Source organism: Nostoc sp. MG11 (assembly GCF_014904695.1).
Taxonomy (GTDB): domain Bacteria; phylum Cyanobacteriota; class Cyanobacteriia; order Cyanobacteriales; family Nostocaceae; genus Komarekiella.
Window position 1 is genome coordinate 165,291 of record NZ_JACXXN010000012.1, and the last position, 26,117, is coordinate 191,407.

A 26,117-nucleotide genomic window follows, 5' to 3' on the forward strand; every position below is an offset into this window, starting at 1 on the left:
GGGTATGGCTGCCAATGACTATTACCTACATTGCCAAATCTTAATTGCACCATCATTACTACTACTAATAATGCTCCTGCCATCTGGGCTAATGACAACAGCATGAATTAAATCTAAATGTCCGGTGAAGGTATCAATCAGTTGTCCATTGCCCATATCCCACAATTTGATGGTTTTATCTCGACTACCGCTAAGGAGGAAATTACCTTGAGGGTGAATAGCAACAGTCGTTACCCAGTCAGAATGGCCAGTTAAGCTACGAATCATTGTGCCACTGTCTATGTGCCATAGATGAATTGTATTGTCCCGACTGCCACTTACTAAAGTTCGACTATCTGGGCTAATGGCGACACTATAAACCCAGTCTAAATGTCCGGTGAAAGTGCGAAGTAGTTTGCCGTTAAGTAAGTTCCAAATTTTAATTGTGTTGTCCCAACTACCGCTGGCGAGTGTCTGACCATCGGGGCTAATGGCAAGAGTGCAAACTGAGTTAGAATGCCCAGTAATATTGCGAATTAGTTGACTGGTGGGTAGATTCCAAACTTTGATTGTGTTATCACGACTGCCACTAACTAAAGTTTGACCGTCTGGACTGATGGCGATCGCATTGACTCGATCAGAATGTGCTTTTAATTTGCGAAGTTGCTTACCACTACTCCAATCCCAAAGTTTAATAAATTTGTCTAAACTACCGCTGATTATTGTTTGACCATCTCGGCTAAAGGCGACAGCAGTAAACCAGGTGAGATCGCCTTTAAAAAATCCTGATGGGGAAGTTAAAGTACTCTTGAGGCTACCACTATTGAGATGCCACAGCTTAATAGTATTATCGTCACTGCCACTTGCAATAGTCTGACCATCTGAACTAATGGCGATGGAACGTACTGAAGCTGCATGACCTGTGAGAGTGTGAACACATTGCCAACCTTGGGAACTTGGGGTTTTAGGTGATGTTACAGGCTTGCTAATAATCGTTGACGGAATCTCGGCAGATGCAGTAGTGCCATTTAAATCTTTTAGCACTTGATTGGCTGATTGATAGCGATCGCCTACTCGGTCTTTAACTAATTTCTCTAAAATTGCTATTAACTGGTTACTGATAGTTATACCAGCATTTAGTAGATGTTCTTGCCATAACCAGCGCGACTCCCAGGCATTGTAGAGATTAGAAGGGTGCGTTCCCGTCATTAGATGTATGCAAGTTACACCCAAGGCGTAGAGGTCACTAGCTGGATATGCTTCGCCAAAGCGGAGTTGTTCATCTGGAGCGTATCCTGGTGTACCTGCCATTGTACCTCTTGACCCACTGATTATAGTGCCGCTTGCCTGTTTGGAAATGCCAAAATCAATCAGGACTAGAGCGCGATCGCTCTGACGACGCATAATATTTTCAGGCTTGATATCTCGGTGAATCACCCCATGTTCGTGAATAAACTTCACCACTGGCAATAAATCTGCCAAAAGCTGCCAAATCAAGCTTTCAGGAAAGACTCCATACTGTTCTAATTCTTTTAATAAATTTTGCCCATCGACAAACTCTTGCACTAGATACAGTTGTTTGTCTTGTTCAAAATAGGCCAGCATGTTGGGAATGCAATCGTTTTTCCCTAATTCATATAGTCGAATTGCTTCTTGATTAAACAGTTCAATTGCCTTGTTTAGTGCCTGCGAATTTCCCTGGATTTCTAGCGACGGAGAAAATTGTTTAATGACGCACGCTTCGTTTAATCGGTCTTGATCAACTGCGCGGTATGTTTTACCAAATCCACCTTCACCCAACTGACTAATAGCCTGATATCTTTGTTTCAGCAGCAGCTTTGACCCGCAATTCAGACAAAAATTTCCATGAGCGGGATTTTGGGGTTTTTGGCAATTGGGATTGAGGCAGTAGCTCATACTTTGGCAGGTAATTGGGCAACGGAGTACTGTGAAGCCTCTATCAAACCGCTAAACTTTAGCAATAATTTGATAATACCCTATTGAGCATACATTTTTTATACCTCACTAGAGGCTAAAAACCCAATTATTATTAATAACCATAAAATCGCACCGAACATAATCCACGCAATTTCTCTGCCTGTAAAAGATTCATTTGTTGGTAAATTTGGCTGTTGCTGTGTCCAGTAATAATTGAACGCTTTGACAACTGTTAATAATGGCAGAAAAGTAAATAGTGAGATTAGCCATAAAGGATCTGGCAATCTTGTTAATACAACAAATATCCAATAAACAAGTGTTACTTGAAAAGGTGAAGGCTTACTTCTATATCCTTGTTCTTCAGCTAGAGCAATAGATTTTTGACATAAACTGTATAAATAAAAAGGTAAAAAACAAGATCGTAACCAAGGACTGATGTTTAAGTTATCGCGTTCTTTGATAAATTTCCATTGCTTATGCGCCCACGCAAGTTGATAAATTCCCCAAGTAAAAATATATAAAGTACAAAACTTCCAAATTGGAATTACGTTAGAAAATTTAGCTTGATTCATAGTTTTTTATATACTATGATGATTATGTTTGAAATAATTTAAAGTAACAATTCAAAAATTAAAACTACCCTTATTTACACAATACTGGAATTTAGGTTATTTTGAGAAGCAGCTTAGAGGATTATGGCGTAAAAGTTAATGTGATGCTTCAAAAGCAAAAGCTCAGATTCCCGACTTCTCTGAGAAGTCGGAAATCTTGTTGTTCAAATGACTCTTACTTTATTTAATTCGTTTCCTGGATTTGCAAACGTACAGTGTGTTCAGTAGCGCCACTAAGTTGCAATTCCATGATTTCACCGCCTAGGGGTTCTAAGCAAGTGAGGAGCGATCGCAAGTTTGGCGTACTTGCACCTGTATCTACATACAACCTATCTGCTAAGCTACCGATGCGTTTCCAAGTCATGTATAACTTGGCAATCGTTTGTTCTATCTGGGATGCTTGATTTACCAAGTCAGCGGCTATGCTCAAACAACCAACTCTTTGAGCTTCTTCCAAAGCAGTTTCGATATCAACATCTTCCTGCATCAACGCCTGGACTTGAGCCGCTCCTTTGAGATATTTTGCTAAGTTACGCGCTTCTGTAGTTACTTGTTTGAGGGTATCCACATCCGGGTTGGCAGCAATTTCCTTCTGGATAAATTTTTGATGTGATTCTGGCAGTTTTTCCATTTCCTTCACCAGTGGGGCGATGTAGCGCGGGGGAAGGGTGTTATCTGCTGCTTTTGCTCTAACGGGTTCAGGTAGTAAATCTGAGGACATGGCTGTCCATTCGTCAGTGAGTTGACGTACTTCACGCCTAGTGATGCGATCGCCTTTTTGTGCGGCTTCACTCACCATTTGTTGCACTTCTGGGACTGCTTTGGAGGTTTCGACAAATGCGCGTTTGCTAAAGTTATTCACAGATCCGGGGTCAAGTTTACCGTCTTCGATGAGAGTATCGGCACTATTAGCTAACTGTATCCAAGCATAAGCCTGACTTTTACTGATTTCTCGTTCTTTTAGCCATCGCAGAAAACCAGTACCTCGCCCATCACCACCCTTTTTTTCTCTGTCGCGGATAGCCCGTAAAATTCGTCCTCGCCAGATTTCAGTTTGCAAATCAAAGCGATCGCATACTTGCCAAGCTACATCAAGTTGCTGTTGAAAATCTGACTCTAGAATCTGTTCATCTTCTGGATCAGGTAGTTCAAAGGTAAGATCTGCTGGCTGTTGCAAAGCAGCAGCAAGGTCGTTGATAGAGTCGGTATCTTGCACGATTGATAGCTAACTAGTGTATGCGATCGGCTTATTATGCCACAATCTGTATGCTTCGGTGGAAAGATGAACTGAAATTTTTGCTAGTTTTTTTGTACTGATTGCTGCTACTGCCTAACTATTTTTCTCACTAAACGGCAACTCTGTATTAATCGCCTCAATCTCCTGTTGTTCGAGTTGATTCACTTCACGAATGTAAGGGCGTAAAATTTGCTCTAAACGACTATTGTAAAAGCGATGCAGACTGTAATTGGGCATAGCGGGGAAACCGCGCCGTTTTTTGTGGCGTCCACCCGCGCCAGGGTCAAAAAGTTGAATGTTGTTCGCGATCGCCCACTCAATCGGTGCATAATAACAAGCATCAAAATGCAAACAATCTATTTCTTGAAAACTCCCCCAATAGCGTCCATATAGTTTGTCATCTTTAAATAAACAAAACGACATTCCTAGAGGATGGTGACTATCTTGCTCGCTGTATGCGGCGAAAAACAAGACTCTATGCCGATAATCCGCGTGTAGCTGCTCAAAAAATCGCTTTGTGAGGTATTTGCTACCCCACCAGCCAAACTTATCACAGGTATCAGCATAAAACTGGTACATCAAAGGAAACAAAGACTTAGGAATGTCATCACCAGTTAGCGGTTGCAATCGTAAACCAGCCTTTTCTACAGCTTTGCGTTCCCGCTTGATATTACGGCGCTGATTCGCGTTAAAAACTGCTAAGTAGTCATCAAAAGTTTTAAACCCAGCATTTTCCCAAACGTAGCTGTGGTGCAACCAAGTTGTAAAGCCTTGCCGTTCCAGCACAGGCCGCCATTCGGGATCAACGTAGAGAAAATGACACCCCGAAATTCGATTTTTGACACAGAAAGAGTCAATCTCATGCACTATAATCGCTGTGATTTCATCCTCATCTTCTCCTGGAGCAATTAAAAACCGATAGCCTTCAGCGGGAGTAAATGGCGTCATCCCCAGCAATTTTGGGTAATACTGGACTCCAATGCGATCAGCTAATTCTGCCCACTGGTGATCGAATACAAACTCGCCAGAACTATGTCCTTTCAGATATAGAGGCGCAGCAGCAATCAGCGTTCTGTCTCGCCACAGTGTTAAGTGATTTGGCAACCAACCAGTTTTAGCCGTAGCACTCTGGGAAGTTTCGAGATTTTTCAGCCACTCCCATTCTAAAAACGGCGTTTTAAGTGGCAGTGCCAAAGTATTCCAGGCTTCTTGGGGTACTTCGGCGATTTTGTTAGTCCAAATGACAGAATAGCGAGGTTTGAGTTGTTCCACCATCGTGTGGCTTTTGAGGGGGATTAGGGATTAGGGATTGGGGACTAGAAGGAGAAAATAAGTAATTTGGCGTTGCTGAGTAGAAATATGAATTTGTATCACGCAGAGGCGCAGCGAAAAGTATGAGCGCCGGCTCCCGGCGATCATAACTTTTCAAGACAGAGCCGCAGAGAGTAAGAGTTGAGAAGAGTTGATTTTTAAACTTCATATTCAAATTCAGCAACGCCAGTAATTTTGTACTTGCAATTGTTTTAAGGCTTGAATCATAATTTATTACTTCTGTTCACAAGCCACTCCCACCATAGCCTTATTTAGCGTAATCTAATCTGCTGGTTGTTGCAGGCGATAGTGCAAAAACACTTCTTGATCAACGGTATTAACTTCTAGAAGTTGCAACTTAGGAGCTAAATCGGCTACAAATCCTCTACCTTCTACGGGGGTAGGCGCAGTAGTACCACCTAAAATCAGCGGACACACAGTTAACCATAATTCATCAATTAAATTTAACTCCAGCAGAGAAGCGACTAATTCACCTCCACCTAAGACCACTAAGCGTGTTATGTCTAGAGTTGCCAGGTGTTGCAAAGCAGCAAGGGTGTCAAATTTCCCCGCTGGTGTTTCAAAAACCAAAATCTGCTCGAATTCTGAGCGCCCTTTCCAGGAAATTGCTCCTGTTGTTGTTGTGAGCAACCAGCGTTTAACTGGCTGCTTAAAGAACTTAATCCCCGGATTGAGGTTTGCAGAGTGTGTAATCACTATATGAACTGGCTGAGGAGGTTTGCTCTCTCGTGTTCGGTGTTCCAACAGGGTTGGATGTGATACGGTAAGTGTTGTACCGTAAGCGCGGAGAGTACCAGCCCCAAACAGAACAGCATCAGAAGCAGCGATTTGTTTTTCTAGGTGTGCTTTATCAGCCCTTGAACCAAATCGAGCAGGCGATCGCCTGATATCTGCTATCTTGCCATCTGCACTCATTGCTAAAACAACTGTAGTATGAGGACGATGTTGCACCATTAGGTTGGTTTGATAGTTGTAATCTTTTGTTTGCTAGTGTGTTGATTCTTAAAAAAATCCATGCTTGCAAGTCATTGTTTACCAATTTCATCACTGTATCTATATGCAATGTAAGTCGGTTTTACATCTACCATCTATGAGTTTTGGTATACCATGTTTCTTTTTGCACCATCACAATTTGTTATTTTTAAACATTGAAAATAAAGTTCTGATAATTTAATGAAATGTCTCATTTAGCTGGTCTAATTGCATATCGTTGCTGTTGTGGTTTGCAGATGCGAAGTGAGACACTCAATGGCTAAATCCCATCAATCATCTTTTCGTCGAATTTTAGTAACAAGAATATTGCTTCTGTTCGTCCCAGTTTTATTAATAGGGGAGATTTTCGCCCTCAACAAGGCACGCTCTAGCCTATTAAAAACTGCCCGTCAAAACTTAACAGAAAGCGCCATCAATAAAGGTGAGAAAATTACTGATGCGATCGCCACTTTAAAAACTACCTTACTAACTGCAAGTCAGACAACCTCAATTCAATCGGATTCGCCTCTACAAGCGCAACAATTTATCACTCAGTTGAAGCAACAATTGCCAACCCGGATTGAGTGCATCCAATTAACGAATGTATTAACCCGTAAAATCGTTGCTAGCAGCTGTGGCGATCAAGTAATTGGAGAATTGAAATTACCTTTTCCAAGTGACGGAATTGATATTAAAGCCATACCACCACCAAAAGTAGGAACAACTGGGAAAAAAACTACCCAAAATCAACCGCAATTATTATTATCTGCTCCGGTCTATAATCGCCGGGGAAACTTGATTTATACCTTAAATATTCAGTCTACATTACACCAGCAAACTGAAAATCGGCCGGGATCGCTCACAGGCTCTATAGTAATAATTGCTGAAGATGGCACAATTTTGGCTCACCCATTAACAAATTGGCTGGGGACAAATATTGAAAAGTACCCAAATGCTTCCCGGTTGAAAAGCATTATTAAAAAGGCGATCGCCGGACAAAAAGATTCAATAAATTTATCTTTTTCAAGAGGACAAGAACTAATAGCTGGCTATACAGCTATTGCTAATCCAATTACCAACCAACAGCAGCAAAAATGGATTATTTTAGCTGTCACTAGTGTGGAAGATGCTCTTATTGGTTTAGAGGAAATAAAACTAATTCTGATTGTTTTAACAGTTGGCTTGATTGGCGCGAGTTTGGTGGCATCGCTCTATCTCGCCCCTTATCTGGCAAGTCCTGTAGAAGAACTGCGAGACTACGCTCTAAATATTCACTCTCACCATGCTGCACAACCAGTTCCACACAACTTCAAAATCCGCGAGTTCAATCAACTGGCGCAGGCACTAGACCAAATGATCGAGCGGCTCAAAGCCTGGGCAGAAGAACTAGAAATAGCTTGGAAAGAAGCGAAAACCGCTAATCAGATCAAAAGCCAGTTTTTGGCTACTACTTCCCATGAATTGCGAAACCCATTAAACACTATTATTAACTGTATTCGCCTAGTTGAAGATGGCTTGTGCGATAGTCGGGAAGAAGAAATGGAGTTTCTTAAGCGTGCTGATGAAACAGCGATTCACTTACTCAATATTATTAATGATCTACTTGACATTTCTAAAATTGAAGCAGGTAAGCTTTCAGTAGTCACAGTACCAATTGATCTCCGAAAAATATTGCTAGAGGTAATCAATTTACAATCAGTTAATGTTCAACACAAAGGCTTGCAGTTGAAATGTGAGCTAGGGAATGAACCGATACCAATTAAAGCAGATGCCGCAAAACTCAAACAAGTGCTGATTAACGTCATCGGCAACGCTACTAAGTTCACCGAAACGGGAAGCATCACCATTGCTACACAAGTTCAATATAGTGCTGGCAAATCTCAGGTTGTGGTAACAGTCAAGGATACAGGTATAGGCATTGAGCCTACTCAACAGCACAAGCTGTTTCGCCCTTTTGTGATGGTGGACACAACCGCACGCAAATTTGAAGGTACGGGACTGGGACTGGCGATTTCACGGAACTTAATCGAACTCATGGGAGGCAGTATTACTCTTGAGAGTATGGGTCTTCATCAAGGTACGACAGTTAGCATTACATTACCTTTAATTGACATCTCCTTATTATCAGCTCCAGAAAAAAAACAGGACTTAGGAAAACTGGGGTTCCCCGCGGAGGATGAAGGGACTAAAGGAAGCCGCTACCCTAACCTGACGTCTACGGAAAGCCCCTCATTGGGAGTTTACGGTACAGAAACGAAGGTAGATGGAGACACAGAGCATCGGCTTGTAGAGAAAGCTTGCGAGATTAGTTTATTACAAAGTTTGCCAAAAGGTGGAACTTGTGCTAATAGCATGTTTGAAAGGAGTTAGGAGTCAGGTGAGCAGGGAGCAGGGGGAGAATAAATACTGACTCTTGACTCTTGACTTTGGACGCAGCACTCAGCATTTTTTCAAATCAGGAGTTAGAAAAACAGGTTTGCCGCCTTGCTGAAGAGATGCCGTCAACGCATCCAGTATCTCTACTAACTTTGTGCCTACCCAGCCAGATGAAACCTCTGAGGCAGTATTTTTGAGGATGGAAACAACAAAGCGATCGCAAACCCGCTGCAATGGTTCACCTGTTTCTAGTTCCAACACTTCTTGCTTTTGATTCACAGGAATAAATTGATTTCCCCGCTGTTCAAACTCACCGTGTAGTAGTGTCAGAGGTGATGAGAGTGACATTTCATCAAAAATCAAGCTGCCAAGGCTGCCTACAATCCCCAGGCGTCGCTGTTTATCGGGATTCAGCCAGCACAAATGAATATATGCTTGAAAGCCATCTGAGTATGTCAGCGTTACCCAGACTAGATCGGCTAGTCCCTGAGAAGAGGCAGAGGGGCAGGGGGCAGGGGGCAAGGGGGAGGACTTGTACAGGAATTCTTCTCTGATCCCCACTCCCTCCTCCTCCACTTCTTTTTGTAGCCACACTGTACCCGTTGCTTGTACTTTCACTGGTAACTGACCCAGCCAGGTATTAAAAATTGCAATATCGTGAATGGCTAAGTCCCACAGTGCATCAACATCTCGCCGGACAGGCCCTAAGTGGGTGCGGGTGGCATAGCCGTAGCGTAAATTACCTAGTCTTCCAGCTTCAACTATAGTTTGCCCTCGCTCAACCGCTGGGTGAAATAAATAGGTGTGGTCAACCATGAGTATTAAGTGCTGTTGCTCTGCCAACTGGCAAAGTTCCTGGCATTGTATTGGGTTGAGTGTTAAGGGTTTTTCTGCCAAAACATGGTATCCCTGCTGGAGAGCGTCTTGAATTAAGGCATAGTGGGTAATAGCGGGAGTCGCGATCGCTACCCCTGTCAACCCTGGCACTTGCTTCAAAGTCTGCCAATCAGTTGTTAATACGACATTTTCATCTAAATTAAACTGCTGTTTTACTGTTATTAATCGTTCTGGAGTGGGGTCTACTATTGCAACTACATTTACTTGGGGATGTGCTAAAAAATTTCGCAGTAAATGTACTCCCCAACGTCCAACACCGATAACAGCGATTTGAATTTTGTTTGTCATTTGTCAAGAGTCAAGGGTCAAGAGGAGCCAGCGCCGTGGTGTTAGCGTAGCGGTAGCGACGTAGGAGCGTCAAGGGTTTCCCGCGCCACTTGCCACAACGGGGGGAACCCCCGCAAGGCAGTGGCTTGACTTGAGGCGACTGGCGTTCAAGTGTCAAGAGTCAAGATTTGGACTCTGGACTTTTGACAATTAAATGATTATCAGCTTATCAACTGTATTTCGAGTTCAGGGTTTTTCCTGATTAGTGATTGCTAAAAATGCTACTTTTGCTGCTGCTTGTTCAGCAGTTTTGATGGAGCGCCCTTTACCTTGTCCAAGTTTTTTTCCGTGCAGCCAAACTTCAGCGACGAAACGCTCTTGATTACGGTGCGGTTGCCCGATTTCTACAACCCGATACTCTGGTAAAACTTTAAATTGTGCTTGAGTCCATTCTTGCAGAGCTGCTTTGTAGTTGAGTCTAGCTGGATCAAGGCGAATTTCTGTTGCTAGTTGTTGGAAGTGGGGATCTAGCCAAGGGCGAATTAGTTCAAGATTTTGAGTGCTGAGGTAAAGCGCACCCAGAACTGCTTCAAAGGCATCTGCTAGTCGTGACTCTTGACCAATTTTATCAGCGGTGGCACTGCCAGCAACTAGTAGGTATAGCTCGAAACCGTATTCTCTAGCCAGTTGGGCAAGGATGCGATCGCTTACCAATACCGAGCGAATCGCTGCAAAATCCCCTACTGGACAATCGGGGTAATGTTCCCATAACACAACGGCTGCTACCAAACGTACCACAGCATCCCCAACAAACTCTAGTTGTTCATAGTTTGCTGTCTCAGAAACAGTTGGGTGAGTCAGCGCCAAATCCAGTAGTTGCCACTTTATAGGTGCTTCTGGTGGCATACCTAATTTTTGGACTAAGCTTTCGAGTTGACGCTGACGGCGTGGATAAGCTAGGGACATTATTGATTAATCGTTAATCATCATTATTCATTAACACAATGACTAATGACACAAGTAGAGAGACAGGACATATTTGGCAAGGATTTCAGACTCTAAGGAGCAAAATCTTACACAAAACTTACAAAATAGATTGATTTTGCTTCTTAAAACTGTATTATCAGTCATAACTTAAAATACAAAAATCGTACAATCAAGTTCTTGTCACTTATTATCTCTCTTAAATGCCCATAATTCTCTAACTATTGCTTCAATAACTTTACAATACTCAAATTTTTAGTACATTTTTACTATGATGTAAATAGTTGACATCGGTTTGAGCGGCTGGTTTTTGGGAAGTTTCGCCATTTTTAAGCGATTATATTCTAGTAATGCTCATGGAATGCAAAGTGATTTTGGTTTAGGATTAGCGATCGCCCAAGCTCATAGAGGTAAAATTATTGTTATCTGTCGTAGTTAAACCAGCAGAAGCATCTGCTACTGAAATTATCTAAGTTAATATCTTATGAATTGGAGTGCTGCATTACCAACCTTTCTTATCACTTTAAGAGAAGGTGTAGAAGCTGCTTTAGTTGTCGGAATTGTCTTCGCCTGTTTACAGCAAGCTGAACAACAAAAATTGCATCGTTGGGTATATTTAGGAATTTTTAGCGCCACTATAGCTAGTTTTGTAGTTGGTTTATTACTCAACTTTGGTATCCAAGGATTGCAGACATCCAAGTATATATACGCACCTATTTTTAAGCAACTATTTGAGGTCGGACTGGGTGTAACTGCGATCGCTATGCTTAGCTGGATGCTAATCTGGATGACGCGACAAGCACGATTTCTCAAAGCAGAAATTGAAGGCTCTGTCAAAAGCGCTTTGGGTAATGACAACCGCGCGGCTTGGGCAATTTTCAGCTTAATTTTTATTGCCGTATTTCGAGAAGGTGTAGAAACAGCTTTGTTTATCGTCGCTAAGTTTCAAGAAGGCTGGATACCAGTACTTGGGGCAATAGGAGGACTAAGTACAGCAGTTTTAATTGGGATGCTGCTGTTTAAGTGGAGTATCCGTATTAACTTGAGCCAGTTTTTCCAAGTGATGGGCGTATTCTTGCTAATGATTGTCTCTGGACTGGTGATTTCTGCCTTTCGTCATCTTGATGCTGCGGCGATCGCTTGGAGTCAAATTAATTCTTCAGTTGTTGAATGTGGACAAGGGAGTACCTCTTGTCTTTTGGGGCCCCAGGTTTGGGATCTCTCAGGTATTTTACCCGACCGACAGTTTCCTGGCATTTTGCTAAAAACTTTATTTGGCTATACCCAAAAACTGTATCTAGTTCAAGCTGCCGGGTATCTGCTCTTTTGGGCGATCGTGGGTAGCCTTTACTTCCGTAGTCTTAGTCAACCCAGACAATTAAAACCAGCAACCAAACTTAATTGATAGGCCTTTATGCTTGCGAGATCCCACAAATGTGCGAATCATGAAGAATACTGAACACTGAGTTTAAAGGAAAGAGCAGGACATAAGCCGGGTTCTGTTCTCTTTCGAGGGCAGTTATCTATCTGGGACGCCTGTTACCAGACGCCTCAAGCGGCTCTTTTTGAGCGGAACTGGTAAAAGACCAACCGTAGTTCCTTTCGCCTTGCTTCCAACCGGGGTTTACCGAGCCAGCGCCTCTCGACGCTGCTGGTGCGCTCTTACCGCACCTTTGCACCCTTACCAACCAATTTTGAATTTTGGATTTTAGATTCAATCCAAAATCTAAAATTTAAAATTGGTTGGCGGTATCTTTCTGTGGCACTATCCTCACGATCGCTCGCACTGGACGTTATCCAGCAAGTTTGGTCTTTCGGAAGCCCGGACTTTCCTCAAACCAGCCACTATGACTGATCTGCAACCGCCTGCGCCTACTCCTTCCCAAGATCTAGTGTAATCTTTGGATGGTATCGTGCGTTTGGTTGGGATTATTTCTTTTTATTCCAAGGTAGGGCGTACGTCCAAGGTAGTTTCTTGATGGTGAAAGGACAATTGATAATACACATTGGGGGAACATTGACACCGGGCGCTAGACCTACACGCACCTCAGATATCCGTAATACTAGTTGTAAGGAAAATTCCAACTCCTTTCTTCTATTTATGAAGTCGTTGTACAACTTTTTTTGCGGTGGCCCAGCAGATTTCAGCCCAGTAATATTAATTAAGGGTTTTTTAGTTGTGTAAGTTCCAGTTACTTGATCGCGCTCGAAAACATTTTCTGATGTCACCGTTTCCGTAAGTGTTTTTTTAGGAACAATTAAGCTGGGACTTTGTGGTACAGCTAAGTCGCGAGTTAAGTCTGGTGATTTCCGAATTACGCGGCGCGATTCCTTGCTGTGTTCGACTACTAAAGAGCTATTATCCCAATCAACGTATACGGCAATATTTTCAGATTTATTTTCAATGCTAATTTGTAAGTCTTTAAGATCGTCAATTGGGTATGAGGCCTTAAGTTTACAGGAAATCCCGATTTGGTCTTGGAGATTTTGTTCTTTGAGTTGTTCATCGACGACACCTTTTTTAAACTCAAACTTAACTTGATCGTCGATTGATTCAATCATCCGATTGAAGACATAAGACACACCAATAATATAAAGTGTCAAAACTACTAAATTCTGGTCACTGCTATTATTTTGCATTCAAATATATAAACTCCATCTGATGATTTTGTATATTCGCCTCATTGCGGAGCAGTAATCTTTAGTCACGCTTAATTGTCGAAGAATTTTCGAGCCAGCCTCGCTGCCAGAATAAGAATAACAACCCAAATCCGATTACTGCCATTACTGCTAAGCAAATAGGATAACCCCAATACCAATTCAATTCAGGCATATTATAGGGCGATTTTTCAGTATTGAAATTCATCCCATATATTCCAGCAACAAAAGTCAGTGGAATAAAAATTGCTGAAACAACTGTTAGCACCTTCATGACTTCATTCATTCTGTTACTCACTGCTGATAGATACACATCCATTAACCCAGATGCCAGTTCTCGGTAAGTTTCTACCATGTCCATGACTTGCACTGCATGGTCATAACAGTCTCGTAGGTAGATTCGTACTTCTTCACTAATCAATTCACTGCCATCTCGAATTAAAGAATTAATTGCATCCCGCTGGGGCCAGATAGCACGACGCAGTTGCAGTAATTCCCGCTTTATGTGATAGATATTTTGTAGTGTTCGCCGAGTAGGGTTGACTATTACTTCCTCCTCTAACTCTTCGATGCGATCGCCATAAAGTTCTAGTACTGGGAAAAAGCCATCAATGATTGCATCTAATAGAGCATAAGCTAAATAATCGGCTCCTTGCTTACGGATGATGCCTTTACTTTTTTCTATTCGCGATCGCACCCCTTCAAAGCAATCATGTTCTGGTTCTTCTTGCACAGTCAGCAAGTAATGTTTCCCCAATATCAAACTCACTTGTTCACTATAAAAACCACATGTTCTTTCCTTTGGTACTACCATACGAGCAATAAACAGCAATTGGTCTTCATAATCCTCTACTTTGGGACGCTCTGGTACATTCACCACATCTTCTAAAACCAAAGGATGTAAATCAAAAACTTGACCCAATCTTTGTAATATATCTTGACTACCTAAACCTTGTACGTCTACCCAAGAGACGGATTCCGTGTCCAAATAGGGGATGCATTCCTCTGGGGCTGCTATTTGATTACGGATGACATTAGTTTGGTTATAGTCAATCAAAAAAATTATCGGTGGTGGAGCATCTGCATCAACGATGATGGTTCCTGGTAAAGTCCCTGGGTGATGATAGAACTCATCTGCATGTTGCTTAGTTACCAATCTGGCAAGGCGGCGTAGTTTTCGTGCCATAAAGTTTTACTTAATAGGCATTGGTTAGGAGTTGGGAGCTTTTTATATTTTGAATGCAACTTGGATGACAATGTACTAGATTGCTTCTGAAACAGCAACGGTATAAAAAAAACAGTTTGCCTTGGCAAGACAAACTGCATAAAGTACCTATATTAATTCTGGCGGGTACAAAAATGGCTGCCAAATTTAGTCGCTGATGGACTACATCATGCCCATGCCACCCATGCCACCCATGCCACCCATACCGCCCATACCGCCCATACCGCCCATGCCGCCCATATCAGGGGCACCTCCAGCAGGTTTCTTCTCAGGCTTTTCGACGACAACGGCTTCGGTGGTTAAAACCATACCAGCAATGGAAGCAGCGTTTTGCAAGGCTGAGCGCACAACTTTAGCGGGATCGATGATACCTATGGCAATCAAGTCTTCAAATTCCCCAGTAGCAGCGTTGTAGCCAATGTTAAATTCGGTGTCCCGAACTCTGGAGACAATTACGGAACCTTCATCACCGGCGTTTTCTGCTATTTGACGCAAGGGAGCTTCTAGCGCTCGCCCAACAATCTCAGCACCGATTTTTTCTTCATCTTTTAAGGTATTTTTAAACACCTCTACATTTTTAGCCAAATGAATGAGGGTCGTACCACCACCAGGAACAATGCCTTCTTCCACAGCGGCTTTGGTAGCGTTTAGCGCGTCTTCAATCCGCAGTTTGCGGTCTTTGAGTTCGGTTTCTGTGGCTGCACCCACTTTAATCACGGCTACGCCACCAGCTAGCTTGGCGATACGTTCTTGGAGTTTTTCTTTATCGTAGTCAGAATCAGTTTCTTCCAACTGCTTGCGAATTTGAGCAATCCGCTTTTGCACTTCTGGCTTGGTGGTACTACCAGCTACAATTGTGGTGCTTTCTTTGTCAATGCTGATTTTACGAGCAGTTCCCAGCGCTTCCAAAGAAGCAGTATCCAAACTTAAGCCGATTTCTTCAGAAATCAACTGTCCATCGGTGATAATTGCAATATCTTGTAACAAAGCTTTGCGGCGATCGCCAAATCCAGGTGCTTTGATAGCAGCTACGGCAAGTACACCCCGCGCTTTGTTCACTACTAAAGTTGCCAAAGCATCGCCTTCGACATCTTCAGCTACAATCAACAAGGGTTGACCTAAACGGGCAACTTTTTCCAATACTGGCACTAAATCTTGGATACTGCTGATTTTTTTGTCAGTAATCAAGATGCGGGCATTTTCAAATTCGACTATCTGCCGCTCGTTGTTGGTGATGAAGTAGGGAGAAATGTAACCCCTGTCAATCTGCATCCCTTCAACGACTTCTAATTCGGTTGTCAGGGATTTAGATTCTTCAACGGTAATTACACCGTCTTTGGTGACTTTCTCCATTGCCTCGGCGATCATATTGCCGACTTCTTCATCATTGCCGGCTGAGACGGTGGCGACTTGGGCGATCGCACTTCCTTCCACTGGTTTAGCCACATTGGCAATTTCTTGTACCAGTGCCTCGATAGTTTTGTCGATCCCGCGCTTCAAGCTAACTGGGTTAGTACCAGCCGCGACATTCTTCAAACCTTCACGAATCAACGCCTGTGCCAAAACTGTAGCAGTCGTGGTACCATCCCCAGCAACATCTTTAGTTTTTGATGCCACCTCTTGGATGAGTCTTGCACCAGTATTTTCCAAAGGATCTTCTAATTCAATTTCTTTGGCAACAGTGATACCATCGTTGACAATTTGGGGTGCGCCAAATTTTTTCTCTAATAGGACGTTGCGACCTTTGGGGCCTAAGGTGATTTTTACGGCATCGGCAAGGGCGTTAACACCCCTTTCCAGCGCTCGCCGCGATTCCTCGTCAAATGCAATAATTTTCGCCATGTTTCATTTCTCAAGCGCTTCCATTAGACAATTTAGCACTCACAGGTCAAGAGTGCTAATTTTCCCACCAACTCAAGTTACAAATAGAAACAAAAAAAATTGATTAATATACAGTTGATGCTCATATTAAATACTGGCAGTAATGCCTGAATTGGGAGATGAATCTAGACAACTCCCTTAAGTCCCTTGGTATTGCCGATCCTAGCGGCACCGGCTGGTTGGCAGTAGTATTTACGTTTCTCTTAGCTTGGCTTGTAACGTGGCGTTTGATTCCGACAGTACGCAAATTTGCCTTGCGGGTAGGTTGGGCTGACCAACCCAATGCACGGCGACTTAACCGAGAACCTTTACCGAATGCAGGAGGGTTGGCTATTTACGCCGGAGTGATTGCCGCACTGGTACTAGCTAGCCTTTTACGACCGATCGAACTCCAAAACGTATTGGCTCAGGTGTTAACTATTTTGTTGGGGGGTTCGATATTAGTTCTTGTTGGCTTTATCGACGACCAGTTCGGTTTACCTCCCTCTGTTCGTTTGTGGGCGCAAATTATCACGGCACTTTTGCTAGTTGCTAATGGCATCAGCATTAAAGTCGCTTTTGGCACTCCCATAGACTCGCTTCTGTCGATGTCGCTGACGGTACTCTGGGTAGTAGGTATTACCAACGCCATTAACTTAATGGACGGAATGGATGGTTTGGCGGGAGGAATCAGCTTTATCACCGCCATGAGTTTGTTAGGGGTTTCAGCTCAGTTTCCTAATCGTGCTGCGGCAACTTTAGTTCTGGCAGCCTTGGGAGGTGGGGCGCTGGGCTTTTTACGCCACAACTTCCACCCCTCGCGCATCATTATGGGTGATGCTGGAGCATACTTTTTTGGCTATGTACTGGCAGCGACCAGCATTTTAGGTAGACTTCAACAAAACACAGTTTATGCCCTTATACCGACGGTTTTATTTCTGCTGTTGCCAGTGCTGGACACCACTCAAGTATTTGTGCGGCGGTTACTGGCGGGAAATAATCCTCTGAGTACTCCTGGTAAAGACCACCTGCACCACCGCTTACTTGCTTGGGGACTCTCCCAGCGTCACGCTGCGTTCACTCTGTGGTCAATTACTTTGGTTTGTAACTTGCTGGCTATGAGAATACAAGGCATGAGCGGAGTAGTGATGCTTACTACCGCCAGTAGCATTATTATTCTGTTAGGTTTTACTGTCTGGCAAAGGATGCGACAGCAGTAATGAGTGCTGAGTACTCAGCACTCGGTACTCAGCACTGTTTACCTGTAACAGCAAGAAGGCTCACACTGTACCTGTACCCAGGTCAGTGTTGAGATGAATTGCGGATGAGATGAGGAGTGTGGTCTGACCAAATTTGAGCGTAGCGAATGTAAATTTCTTTGAAGGACGTGCTAAATTCCCTAAGTTTAAATCTAAGCATGGTAAACAATTGATTCAATATCCTCAAAATGTCAAATTAATACCACAGGACTCTGTTATAAAGTTCCCTGGAAACTTGGGGATGATGAAAACCGTATTTCACAATGAACTACCCGATGCTAAGTTCACGACTGTCATCATATCGAAAAATGCAGACTGTAGGTACTACGCATCTATTCTTTTTAAGCCATTACCATGCCACCATCGACATTAAAGACTTGTCCAGTGATGTAGGCAGCAGCGGGATCTACGGCGAGGAAGCGCACCATACCAGCAACTTCTTCTGGTTGACCGTAACGGCCCAGAGGGATATATTTCAGAATCTCATCGGCTTTGAGATCGTTTGTCATGTCGGTGACGATGAAACCAGGGGCGACGGCGTTAACAGTAATGCCACGAGAAGCAAGTTCTTTGGCAACGGTTTTAGTAAAGCCGATGACACCTGCTTTAGCAGCGCTATAATTTGCTTGGCCTGGGTTGCCCATTTGCCCAGCGACGGAGGCAATATTGATAATTCGCCCAGAACGTTGCTTGAGCATGATTTTACTAACGGCACGGGTACACAAGAAAACACCAGTAAGATTAATATCAATTACGGCTTGCCACTCTTCTGGCTTCATCCGCAAAAGCAAGGTGTCGCGAGTAATACCCGCGTTGTTGACCAAGATATCGATGCGTTTAAACTTGTCTATAACTGTGTTAAACAGTGAGTCTACTTGGTCGATTTTAGAAACGTCAGCTTGTAAAGCGATCGCCTCACTTCCCGCTGCCGTAATTTCCGTAACTAAATTGTCAGCAGCAGCACTAGAACTGGCATAATTGACAACTACATTGGCTCCTTGTGTAGCTAATTCAAGTGCGATCGCTCTGCCAATTCCCCGTGAAGCACCCGTGACAACTGCCACTTTTCCTTGCAAGGATTGCAAATTTTTGTTTAAGTCTTCCATGAAATATTCCTCAACATTTTTGAATCACCACGCTAATTATCTTATGGTGATTAGTACCTAGAGCTTATAGGGTTTTGCCGAAAGTTGTAATTGCCAACCGTAAGCGACTCTTAAAGCATCGTAAAGTTTCCCGAACCAATACTTTTGGTCGGTTAAAGCAGAAAGGTTCAAGATAAAAGGATTAAATTCACCCCTTACCCTTTACTCCTTAACGTCTCGACTCCGCCCGACATTAAAACTGAGCGAAGCCGAAGTTTTAACCTTTTCCCAAAGTACAAGGCAGATTTTGAGTGCTTATCCGACAAATATTATTTTCCAACTTAGAGCAACAATAAAAACAAAATGATGTTACACCGATTCTAGATAGCACGCATTACTATTGAAATCAAACAATAAAAAATCGGTGTGTATTACATGGCTACTAAAAAGCAATTCAACAGCTTTGAAGAGATGTTGTCTAGTTCTGATGTACCTGTGTTGGTAGATTTTTATGCTGACTGGTGTGGCCCTTGTCAGATGATGGTGCCAATTTTAGAGCAAGTCAATGCCCAACTTCAAGACCGCCTGCGTATAGTTAAGATTGACACTGAAAAATACGCTGAGTTGGCAACTCAGTATCAAATTTATGCTTTACCAACCTTAGTACTATTTAAGCAGGGTCAACCCGTAGAACGAATTGAAGGTGTAATGCAAGCAGCGCAGTTGGTAGAACATCTACAAACAATTTTATAAACGGGTAAAGGGGAAAGGGCAAAAGGCAAAGGAATGGATTAGGTCGCCACGCCACTTGCTCTACAATTCCACTTGCTTTTCATCTTTACCCCTTTGCTTTCTTTTTATAAAACCTTAAGCAAATATTAAGTATATGTGCTTATATGTCTTGAGTAAGTAGTTTAGGAATTGAGGCGGTTGATATTGTAGATATATAAAAATATCTTGACGAGTGAAGCAAGCTATGAACGGGAATCACAAAATTCCTGCCAAAGTCAGTATTTGGGCGAATATTGATTTTGATAAGGTTAAACACAGAATAAATACAGTAACTTTCAAGATTGAGCAGGTCATACAAAAGTATGAACTCTGCACTAAACTTGGAAGTCCAGGCAAAAGAAATAATTAAGTTATCTACAGCGTGAGTGTACCTAATCTTAGTTACAGCAAGAATCAAACTTTAGGGCTACCGACCTTGACATACTAAATTCGATTTCAAATGTGCTTGATTTTTGTGGTAAATTTTCTTAAGAACGCCGTACATTTAAGCAACACCATTCTTTCCTTTTCCATAAGGTAGCAACTACCCAACCATGTTTTTCTAAGGCATCAGCCACAGCTTTGGATTGATCAAGTAAAATTCCACTGAATATACCCCAAGTAGTGGGTTTGGCGATCGCACTCATTTGTGGAACTAACTCAATAATCACATCAGCTAAAATATTGCAGACGATACCATCCACCGGATTCTCGACCAGGTTTGTCAAAATGTCTACACTACCTTGTGTTGGCATCAAGCGTTCTGGACTGATGTCGTTAAGGGCGCGATTGCTGATAGTTGATTTTACTGCTAAGGGATCAGTATCCACTGCATAGACTTTCTCTGCTCCCAGCAGTATCGCCCCAATGGAAAGGATACCGGAACCACAGCCAATATCCGCGATTACTTGTTGATGTTTGTCACCACTACCAACGAAAGATTGAGGAACTTCACCCAGACGCATTTCTAGAGATTCCAGACATAGCTGAGTAGTGGCATGATTACCTGTACCAAATGCTACACCAGGATCAAGACGAATGATTAACCGTTCCGATGCTTCTGGTAAAGGTAGCCATGCGGGGTTAATTAGGAAGCGATCGCCTATTTCTTGGGGATGCCAATATTGTTTCCAGCTACTCGCCCAATCTTCTTCATCAATTAACTCCCAGTGCAGTGTTGGAGATGACAGTCCTACACAGAGAGCATCTTGACGCAGCCACAGCGATAGCGCGGCTAAATCTAGTAACTGTGCTTGAAAATTCGGTAAGTAAGCCTTTACCAGAGAGGAATTTCCTTTACTCTCGCTAGCTGTACCACGACAGCCAAAATTTTCCAGTCGCCAAAAGATGGAATCTTCTAGGTCTGGCTCACATAAAATCTTGAGTTCCCACCAAGTGTTTGCCATATTTTAGTGCTGAGTGCTGAGTGAGGAGCACTCAGCACTCCTCACTCAGCACTTTATAAAGTTACTGTATACGCATCTCGAATGCCCGGCACTTTGATAATCTCAGCCAAAATTCCATCGGGTAAGGGATCATCAATGCTAAGAGCCATTACCGCATCACCACGAACTATTTTTCGGCCTACCTGCATACTGGCAATATTGACATTAAAACTGCCAAGTAAGGAACCAAGTTTGCCGATAATTCCTGGCATATCACGGTGCAAGGTAAACAGCATATATTTGCTGGGTGGAACGTTAATCGGGAAACCATCAACATCAGTCAGGTGGATTTCCCGCTCACCCAGTAAAGCGCCTGTGACAGAATGAGTACCTAAAGTACCTGTGGCTTCCAGATGCAACGAGCCGGCATAGTCTCGAACTGAGGCATCGCGTGTTTCAATCACCCTAATTCCTCGTTCTTTGGCTTCTATGCTGGCATTGACGTAATTTACTCGTTCCCGCAGAGCTTGGTAAAGTAGTCCTTTAAGAGCAGCTACCACCAAAGGCTGACTCTTGTTGGTTGCTAGTTCGCCTTGCATTCGGACGTTAAGTACTTCCACGCGTCCACCAGCTAGCTGTCCCACTAGGTTGCCTAGGGTTTCTGCTAGCTGCATGTAAGGTTTGAGTTCTTCTAAAACATCAGGGCCGAGTCCAGGAATATTTACCGCTGAACGCGCTGGCAGTCCTAAAAGCACATCCCGAATTTGTTCGGCAACGTCAATTGCTACATTTACCTGGGCTTCTGTAGTGGAAGCTCCTAAATGGGGGGTGAGGATAATTTCCTTTCCTAGCGATCGCAAGTCAGATTCTCCCAGTGGTTCTGACTCGAACACATCCAAGGCTGCACCCGCTATTTTACCTTCTTTGATAGCTGCTGCTAAAGCCTTTTCTTCAATGATGCCACCACGAGCGCAGTTAATGATCCGGGCTGTGGGTTTCATCTTAGCCAAGGTTATGGCGTTGATTAAGTGGGTGGTTTCTGGGGTTTTGGGGATGTGTAACGTGATATAATCTGCTTGCTGGAAAAGCAAATCCAATTCCACCAACTGACACCCAATTTGTTCAGCTCGTTCTGTGGAAATAAAAGGATCATAAGCTAGTAGTTTCATCCCCATTGTCTTGGCCACAGCGGCAACATGGGAACCAATTTTACCTAAACCAACAATGCCTAGAGTTTTTTTGTAAACTTCCGCGCCAATAAAGCTATTGCGATCCCACGCACCGCGTTTTACTGAAGCATTAGCATCAGGGATATGACGAGACAAAGCCAACATCATAGCGAGGGCGTGTTCGGCGGCGGCGATGGTATTTCCTTCTGGAGAATTGACCACCACAATTCCTCGACGCGTGGCTGCGGGAACATCCACATTATCCACACCTACACCAGCACGACCGATGACTTTTAGCTGGGTAGCAGCGTCGATAATTTCTTTGGTAACACGTGTACCAGAACGAATCATCAGCGCGTCATACTCACCAATGATTTCTACCAGTTCTTCTGGTTTTAAGCCTGTTTTGACATCAACAGTAGCAACTTGGGAAAGAATGTCAATTCCAGCTTGATCAACAGTATCGGAGACAAGAACCTTAGACATGATTACTTCATTTAAAGCTACAGGTTTTGCTGCACAAGACTTTTTAGTTTAGTCTTTATCCGTCGCAATTCAGCAAAAATTATTTGTTTTAATATCAAGCTAACCTTTAATATCAACTTAACTTTAACTCTGCTTTATGCTGATAGTATCAGAGTATCAGTTGAAAAGGTAATATGGCACTGCCTCCAAGTATCTAAAAATAAGTAGCTGTTTGTACTACCCCATCGCTAAATATAAATCATAAGTAGCGATAAATAATATATATGTTTATTAATAGCTAAGAGTTACCGAGATTTCCCAGACTGGTACTTTATCAGATTTGTGTGTCATGTATTACTAGAAGGATACTCAGCCTATAAGAGTGCAAATAATGACATAAGTAAATAGGCATAATTAAGCTGAAGATACTTTGTGGCTCGTAGTTTATGCTATCTTCCAAGACAGCATAAACTACGAACTTTAATTTATTTGTGTTTACCTACTTAGTGAGTGCGATGTCTCCGACAGGCTACGCCGACGCCAGCAAGGGTAACAGCTTTGCTTAGGTTTATAACTTGTGGCGGTTTTTGGGATTAATCTAAGATATCAGTTTGGTAGTGTACTAACTATGAAATCGCTATAATTCTGGTGAGCCAAATAGAATTTATTATGCTTTGAGTTTTGGGGAAACCAGCCATGTTAGAGTACAGCTTGCCCAGGTACTTGCCCTCTGTCGAGGAACTACCCGACTCTGATGAGACGCCTGTGGACAATGAACTACAAGAAGTGATACCAGGCTTGCTGAAAGCAATACTTCTGATACTTTGGGCAGAACGCATGGACTGGTTTTTTGGGATAGATATGGGTATTGTATGATCATCCCGATAAACCGCCCATTGTCCCGGATGGTTTTTTGAGCTTAGGTGTAGAGCGGTTTTATGATGAGGAACTGCGTCCTAGTTATGTGCTGTGGGATGAAAATGTTGTGCCTATTTTGGTGCTAGAAGTAGTTTCCCAAAATTATCGTCAAGAGTACACCACTAAATTAGATGAATATGCAGCATTAGGTGTACTTTACTACATAATTTATTCTTCTCGTCGTCGCCGCAAACCTCGTTTGGAAGTACATAAGTTAGTTAATGGCAAGTATGAATTGCAAGAGGGAAACCCCATTTGGCTATCAGAAATCGGTTTGGGAATCGGTTGCGATCGCGGCAATTATTCCGGTGTAACAAGAGAATGGCTTTATTGGTATGATGAGCAAGGAAAACGATATCCCACACCCTAAGAACAGATTAAAGAAGCACAAAAACGCGCCCAAGCCGCAGAACAACGTGCTCAACAACTAGTGGAACAATTAAAAGCGCTAGGAATAGATCCAGATAATCCTAGTTAACTGAATAACTTGGACTATTTCAACAAAACCGCAAAGTCAAGATCGTAAAAGGGATTGGTCAAGAGTCAAGAGTTTAGTAATTATTCCCTTGTCCTCAGTCCCTAGCTTTTTTACTTGGTGCAAACTGTCAGTGGAGAAAAATTATTTATTTTTAGGAATGACGTTCCTGATTCCACTTTTAGTACTAACAGTATCACCTTTGTAACGAGGGATGATATGAATACTGGTATGCATAATATGTTGACCTGCTTCTCGATTGATGTTCATTCCTACATTGAAACCATCAGGTTCAAATTCGGTTTTGAGAACTTTTTGTACTTTGTTCACCATAAGCCAGCAAGCAGATTGTTCTTTAAAGGGTAGCTCAAAATAACTGCTAACATGACGTTTAGGAATCACCAAAACATGCCCTTTACTTAGAGGATAACCATCAAAAATAGAGTAAGCAGTTGCAGACTCAGTTAATAATTTTAAATTTTTATAGGGATTGCAAAATATACACTTATTAAATGAATTATGCTGATGATTATAATGAATATACTCATAAAACTCCCGATTTTCATCTAAATAAATTGATTGAAAGGGAAGTTTTACAATACATTGGTATGTAGGTTTTTTATGTATATAATGTTCTCTAAAACCTTCTTTTTTAATATCCCTTCTCACAACATAATAAGCTTTACCACCTGGTTTTAATAAGTGCGATACTTCCATAAGAACATTAGCTTGTTCTTCAGGCAACAATACATTTAAAACATAAAAGCAAATGATTGTATCGAATTTATTCTCAGGATATTGCGGAAAATAATAAGGGTCGTAACCTGTAATATCACAACCCTTTTGGCGTAATAATTTAACATCGTTACCAAAGCCACAACCAAAATCTAGTATTTTACCTTGCAGCAAGTTTTGATTTAATAAAAACTGGGCAGGAAATGATAGGTAAGTTCTTTCTATTGCTGTGCAATGACTGAATTGATTTTTTTGCTGTTTCATGAAACTTGAATACACGAGCGTACTGAGTAGATTAAAAACTACTAAGTACTAATGTACTCAACACATACTCTCTCTTGCAAAGTTTATTACCTCTGATTCTTTTTATGCGATCGCATCCGGGTCAATATTTAGCTCGCGTAACTTAGCTGCTAAAATATCAGCACGTTTGCGTTCTTGTTCAGCTTGTTCGTTGCTTCACAACAGTAAGTTTCCTTCTCTATCCCACCAGCGCAGCCAATTTGTGGTTTGGCAAAGTCTTTCACCGTACCAAATTCCGAGAAATAACTTTAACTCAGAAATCCAGAAACGTCAATTGGCATCTACTTGCTGTAGATTATATTGTCCATTTTGCAAGCATCGTACTTCTAAACTGGGTTCGTAGGGGTCGTAGGTTATGTAGGTTGGAACCTCAAGAATCCGTTCGTAATATTATCGCACCTGCGTTGGCTGGATTTCTTTACACAGTCATTGTTTTTTTACTGGAGTTTAGACTAAATAGAGAAAAAAGCGGTCAGTCTTGTTGAACTGACCACATTTTGGTCAATGCTGAGATTTAGAGAAAAATACAGCTTGACCATGACATTTGATCAGCTTAAACAATTCCGTACCAAAGTGTACACCCTGTTAGGTAATGCTAAAGATGCGTTATTTGACCTGATGGATGCAGTGTTAGTAACATGTAGTGTGTACTCGTTCGTCGAGTTATCAACATCACCAGTGTTTCGACGGCAATGGTCGAGCATTTATGAAGCCATAGAAGATGGCTTACCACCATGATTTGAACTGATGCAGTTGTACATTTCACAGTTACCGCAAACAGGACAACTGGTTTTAGCAGGAGATCATACGGCTTGGCCAAGACCCTATGCTAGGACACTAAAAGACCGTACCTACGAACATCAAGCTCAACCCATGTCTGGAGCAAAACCAGTGACAGTGGGGCAAGGTTACAGCACAATAGCCTGGATTCCAGAACAATACGGTAGTTGGACATTACCATTGTTACACGAACGCATCACTAGTTTTGACAATCCTATTAGCAAAGCCGCGGCTCAACTCAAACTTGTGTGTGAAAATCTGCCACAGCGACCAATATCATTGTGGGATGCGGAATATGGATGTGCCTGGTTTGTTAAACAAACTGCGGATATCAGTGCCGATAAATTGATGCGCTTACGTTCAAATCGCTTACTCTATGGTGCGCCGCCATCTTATAAAGGCGTTGGTCGTCCTCGTGTCCACGGCGATAAGTTTA

The 26,117-nt window shown here is 42.5% G+C and carries 22 protein-coding genes, 1 other RNA gene and 2 pseudogenes; 8 read left to right on the forward strand and 17 right to left on the reverse strand.

Annotated features, from left to right (window positions below; translation table 11 throughout):
- Positions 1-21: 21 nt before the first annotated feature.
- The 5 genes from HCR01_RS18620 to HCR01_RS18640 all read right to left on the reverse strand — a co-directional run bounded on the left by HCR01_RS18620 (position 22) and on the right by HCR01_RS18640 (position 6,051).
- Positions 22-1,896, reverse strand: coding sequence for a serine/threonine-protein kinase (locus HCR01_RS18620; protein ID WP_193197601.1), 1,875 nt, complete (start codon positions 1,894-1,896; stop codon positions 22-24).
- A 98-nt stretch (positions 1,897-1,994) separates the two neighbouring features.
- Entirely contained in the window at positions 1,995-2,489 is a 495-nt protein-coding gene (locus tag HCR01_RS18625) for a hypothetical protein (protein ID WP_193197602.1), read from the reverse strand.
- Between the two features lie 223 nt (positions 2,490-2,712).
- Positions 2,713-3,744 (reverse strand): hypothetical protein, encoded by a 1,032-nt coding sequence (locus tag HCR01_RS18630; protein ID WP_193197603.1) that lies wholly within the window; start codon positions 3,742-3,744, stop codon positions 2,713-2,715.
- A gap of 114 nt (positions 3,745-3,858) precedes the next feature.
- Positions 3,859-5,040: a GNAT family N-acetyltransferase gene (locus HCR01_RS18635; protein WP_193197604.1), complete on the reverse strand. Its 1,182-nt coding sequence runs from the start codon at positions 5,038-5,040 to the stop codon at positions 3,859-3,861.
- Positions 5,041-5,358: 318 nt separating this feature from the next.
- Positions 5,359-6,051, reverse strand: a complete 693-nt coding sequence (locus tag HCR01_RS18640) for a RibD family protein (RefSeq protein WP_193197605.1) — start codon at positions 6,049-6,051, stop codon at positions 5,359-5,361.
- A 294-nt stretch (positions 6,052-6,345) separates the two neighbouring features.
- Here HCR01_RS18640 and HCR01_RS18645 point away from each other — a divergent pair, with 294 nt between their 5' ends.
- Positions 6,346-8,439 (forward strand): sensor histidine kinase, encoded by a 2,094-nt coding sequence (locus HCR01_RS18645; protein WP_193197606.1) that lies wholly within the window; start codon positions 6,346-6,348, stop codon positions 8,437-8,439.
- A 69-nt stretch (positions 8,440-8,508) separates the two neighbouring features.
- Here the strand turns inward: HCR01_RS18645 and HCR01_RS18650 are convergent, their stop codons facing one another.
- The 3 genes from HCR01_RS18650 to rnc form a co-directional block, all read right to left on the reverse strand.
- A complete protein-coding gene (locus tag HCR01_RS18650) occupies positions 8,509-9,630 on the reverse strand; it encodes a Gfo/Idh/MocA family protein (RefSeq protein ID WP_193197607.1) in 1,122 nt (373 codons plus the stop codon).
- A gap of 10 nt (positions 9,631-9,640) precedes the next feature.
- Entirely contained in the window at positions 9,641-9,787 is a 147-nt protein-coding gene (locus HCR01_RS18655; protein WP_193197608.1) for a hypothetical protein, read from the reverse strand.
- A gap of 68 nt (positions 9,788-9,855) precedes the next feature.
- Positions 9,856-10,575: a ribonuclease III gene (rnc, locus tag HCR01_RS18660; protein ID WP_193197609.1), complete on the reverse strand. Its 720-nt coding sequence runs from the start codon at positions 10,573-10,575 to the stop codon at positions 9,856-9,858.
- A 313-nt stretch (positions 10,576-10,888) separates the two neighbouring features.
- On the opposite strand from rnc, the gene HCR01_RS18665 reads away from it, so the two are divergent.
- Both HCR01_RS18665 and HCR01_RS18670 read left to right on the forward strand, forming a co-directional pair.
- The gene (locus HCR01_RS18665) at positions 10,889-11,032 is read left to right on the forward strand and encodes a hypothetical protein (RefSeq protein ID WP_193197610.1); all 144 of its coding nucleotides are present in this window, start codon (positions 10,889-10,891) and stop codon (positions 11,030-11,032) included.
- A 45-nt stretch (positions 11,033-11,077) separates the two neighbouring features.
- Positions 11,078-11,998: an FTR1 family iron permease gene (locus tag HCR01_RS18670; protein ID WP_193197611.1), complete on the forward strand. Its 921-nt coding sequence runs from the start codon at positions 11,078-11,080 to the stop codon at positions 11,996-11,998.
- Positions 11,999-12,065: 67 nt separating this feature from the next.
- Here the strand turns inward: HCR01_RS18670 and rnpB are convergent.
- From rnpB to groL, 4 genes are all read right to left on the reverse strand, one after another.
- An RNA gene (rnpB, locus tag HCR01_RS18675) (RNase P RNA component class A) lies at positions 12,066-12,473 on the reverse strand.
- Between the two features lie 49 nt (positions 12,474-12,522).
- The gene (locus HCR01_RS18680) at positions 12,523-13,233 is read right to left on the reverse strand and encodes a hypothetical protein (protein WP_193197612.1); all 711 of its coding nucleotides are present in this window, start codon (positions 13,231-13,233) and stop codon (positions 12,523-12,525) included.
- Positions 13,234-13,294: 61 nt separating this feature from the next.
- Positions 13,295-14,437, reverse strand: a complete 1,143-nt coding sequence (gene corA / locus HCR01_RS18685; protein ID WP_193197613.1) for a magnesium/cobalt transporter CorA — start codon at positions 14,435-14,437, stop codon at positions 13,295-13,297.
- Positions 14,438-14,638: 201 nt separating this feature from the next.
- Positions 14,639-16,318 (reverse strand): chaperonin GroEL, encoded by a 1,680-nt coding sequence (groL, locus tag HCR01_RS18690; protein ID WP_193197614.1) that lies wholly within the window; start codon positions 16,316-16,318, stop codon positions 14,639-14,641.
- Positions 16,319-16,476: 158 nt separating this feature from the next.
- Between groL and HCR01_RS18695 the strand changes: the two genes are divergently transcribed.
- Positions 16,477-17,556: an MraY family glycosyltransferase gene (locus HCR01_RS18695; RefSeq protein ID WP_193197615.1), complete on the forward strand. Its 1,080-nt coding sequence runs from the start codon at positions 16,477-16,479 to the stop codon at positions 17,554-17,556.
- Between the two features lie 380 nt (positions 17,557-17,936).
- Here HCR01_RS18695 and fabG read toward each other — a convergent pair whose 3' ends face one another.
- Positions 17,937-18,701, reverse strand: a complete 765-nt coding sequence (gene fabG, locus HCR01_RS18700) for a 3-oxoacyl-[acyl-carrier-protein] reductase (RefSeq protein WP_193197616.1) — start codon at positions 18,699-18,701, stop codon at positions 17,937-17,939.
- A 414-nt stretch (positions 18,702-19,115) separates the two neighbouring features.
- Between fabG and trxA the strand changes: the two genes are divergently transcribed.
- Entirely contained in the window at positions 19,116-19,433 is a 318-nt protein-coding gene (trxA, locus tag HCR01_RS18705) for a thioredoxin (RefSeq protein WP_193197617.1), read from the forward strand.
- A gap of 506 nt (positions 19,434-19,939) precedes the next feature.
- Here the strand turns inward: trxA and prmA are convergent.
- Complete coding sequence (gene prmA / locus HCR01_RS18710; RefSeq protein WP_193197618.1) at positions 19,940-20,857, reverse strand: 50S ribosomal protein L11 methyltransferase; 918 nt, start codon at positions 20,855-20,857, stop codon at positions 19,940-19,942.
- A 53-nt stretch (positions 20,858-20,910) separates the two neighbouring features.
- Complete coding sequence (gene serA, locus HCR01_RS18715; RefSeq protein ID WP_193197619.1) at positions 20,911-22,491, reverse strand: phosphoglycerate dehydrogenase; 1,581 nt, start codon at positions 22,489-22,491, stop codon at positions 20,911-20,913.
- Positions 22,492-23,166: 675 nt separating this feature from the next.
- On the opposite strand from serA, the pseudogene HCR01_RS18720 reads away from it, so the two are divergent.
- A pseudogene (locus HCR01_RS18720) lies at positions 23,167-23,866 on the forward strand (Uma2 family endonuclease).
- A 141-nt stretch (positions 23,867-24,007) separates the two neighbouring features.
- On the opposite strand, the gene HCR01_RS18725 reads toward HCR01_RS18720, so the two are convergent.
- Both HCR01_RS18725 and HCR01_RS18730 read right to left on the reverse strand, forming a co-directional pair.
- Positions 24,008-24,862 (reverse strand): HIT family protein, encoded by an 855-nt coding sequence (locus HCR01_RS18725; RefSeq protein ID WP_193197620.1) that lies wholly within the window; start codon positions 24,860-24,862, stop codon positions 24,008-24,010.
- A 102-nt stretch (positions 24,863-24,964) separates the two neighbouring features.
- Positions 24,965-25,291, reverse strand: a pseudogene (locus HCR01_RS18730) (hypothetical protein); the annotation flags it as partial.
- A 147-nt stretch (positions 25,292-25,438) separates the two neighbouring features.
- On the opposite strand from HCR01_RS18730, the gene HCR01_RS38795 reads away from it, so the two are divergent.
- Positions 25,439-25,639, forward strand: coding sequence for a hypothetical protein (locus HCR01_RS38795; protein WP_226889425.1), 201 nt, complete (start codon positions 25,439-25,441; stop codon positions 25,637-25,639).
- Positions 25,640-25,648: 9 nt separating this feature from the next.
- The coding region (locus HCR01_RS18735; protein WP_226889426.1) for a transposase at positions 25,649-26,117 on the forward strand (469 nt) is incomplete at its 3' end.

Coding starts and splice junctions, on each gene's coding strand:
- HCR01_RS18620 (WP_193197601.1), bottom strand. CDS start 1,896: ATGAGCTACTGCCTCAATCCCAATTGCCAAAAACCCCAAAATCCCGCT.
- HCR01_RS18625 (WP_193197602.1), bottom strand. CDS start 2,489: ATGAATCAAGCTAAATTTTCTAACGTAATTCCAATTTGGAAGTTTTGT.
- HCR01_RS18635 (WP_193197604.1), bottom strand. CDS start 5,040: ATGGTGGAACAACTCAAACCTCGCTATTCTGTCATTTGGACTAACAAA.
- HCR01_RS18640 (WP_193197605.1), bottom strand. CDS start 6,051: ATGGTGCAACATCGTCCTCATACTACAGTTGTTTTAGCAATGAGTGCA.
- HCR01_RS18645 (WP_193197606.1), top strand. CDS start 6,346: ATGGCTAAATCCCATCAATCATCTTTTCGTCGAATTTTAGTAACAAGA.
- HCR01_RS18650 (WP_193197607.1), bottom strand. CDS start 9,630: ATGACAAACAAAATTCAAATCGCTGTTATCGGTGTTGGACGTTGGGGA.
- rnc (WP_193197609.1), bottom strand. CDS start 10,575: ATGTCCCTAGCTTATCCACGCCGTCAGCGTCAACTCGAAAGCTTAGTC.
- HCR01_RS18670 (WP_193197611.1), top strand. CDS start 11,078: ATGAATTGGAGTGCTGCATTACCAACCTTTCTTATCACTTTAAGAGAA.
- HCR01_RS18680 (WP_193197612.1), bottom strand. CDS start 13,233: ATGCAAAATAATAGCAGTGACCAGAATTTAGTAGTTTTGACACTTTAT.
- corA (WP_193197613.1), bottom strand. CDS start 14,437: ATGGCACGAAAACTACGCCGCCTTGCCAGATTGGTAACTAAGCAACAT.
- groL (WP_193197614.1), bottom strand. CDS start 16,318: ATGGCGAAAATTATTGCATTTGACGAGGAATCGCGGCGAGCGCTGGAA.
- HCR01_RS18695 (WP_193197615.1), top strand. CDS start 16,477: ATGAATCTAGACAACTCCCTTAAGTCCCTTGGTATTGCCGATCCTAGC.
- fabG (WP_193197616.1), bottom strand. CDS start 18,701: ATGGAAGACTTAAACAAAAATTTGCAATCCTTGCAAGGAAAAGTGGCA.
- trxA (WP_193197617.1), top strand. CDS start 19,116: ATGGCTACTAAAAAGCAATTCAACAGCTTTGAAGAGATGTTGTCTAGT.
- prmA (WP_193197618.1), bottom strand. CDS start 20,857: ATGGCAAACACTTGGTGGGAACTCAAGATTTTATGTGAGCCAGACCTA.
- serA (WP_193197619.1), bottom strand. CDS start 22,491: ATGTCTAAGGTTCTTGTCTCCGATACTGTTGATCAAGCTGGAATTGAC.
- HCR01_RS18725 (WP_193197620.1), bottom strand. CDS start 24,862: ATGAAACAGCAAAAAAATCAATTCAGTCATTGCACAGCAATAGAAAGA.
- HCR01_RS38795 (WP_226889425.1), top strand. CDS start 25,439: ATGACATTTGATCAGCTTAAACAATTCCGTACCAAAGTGTACACCCTG.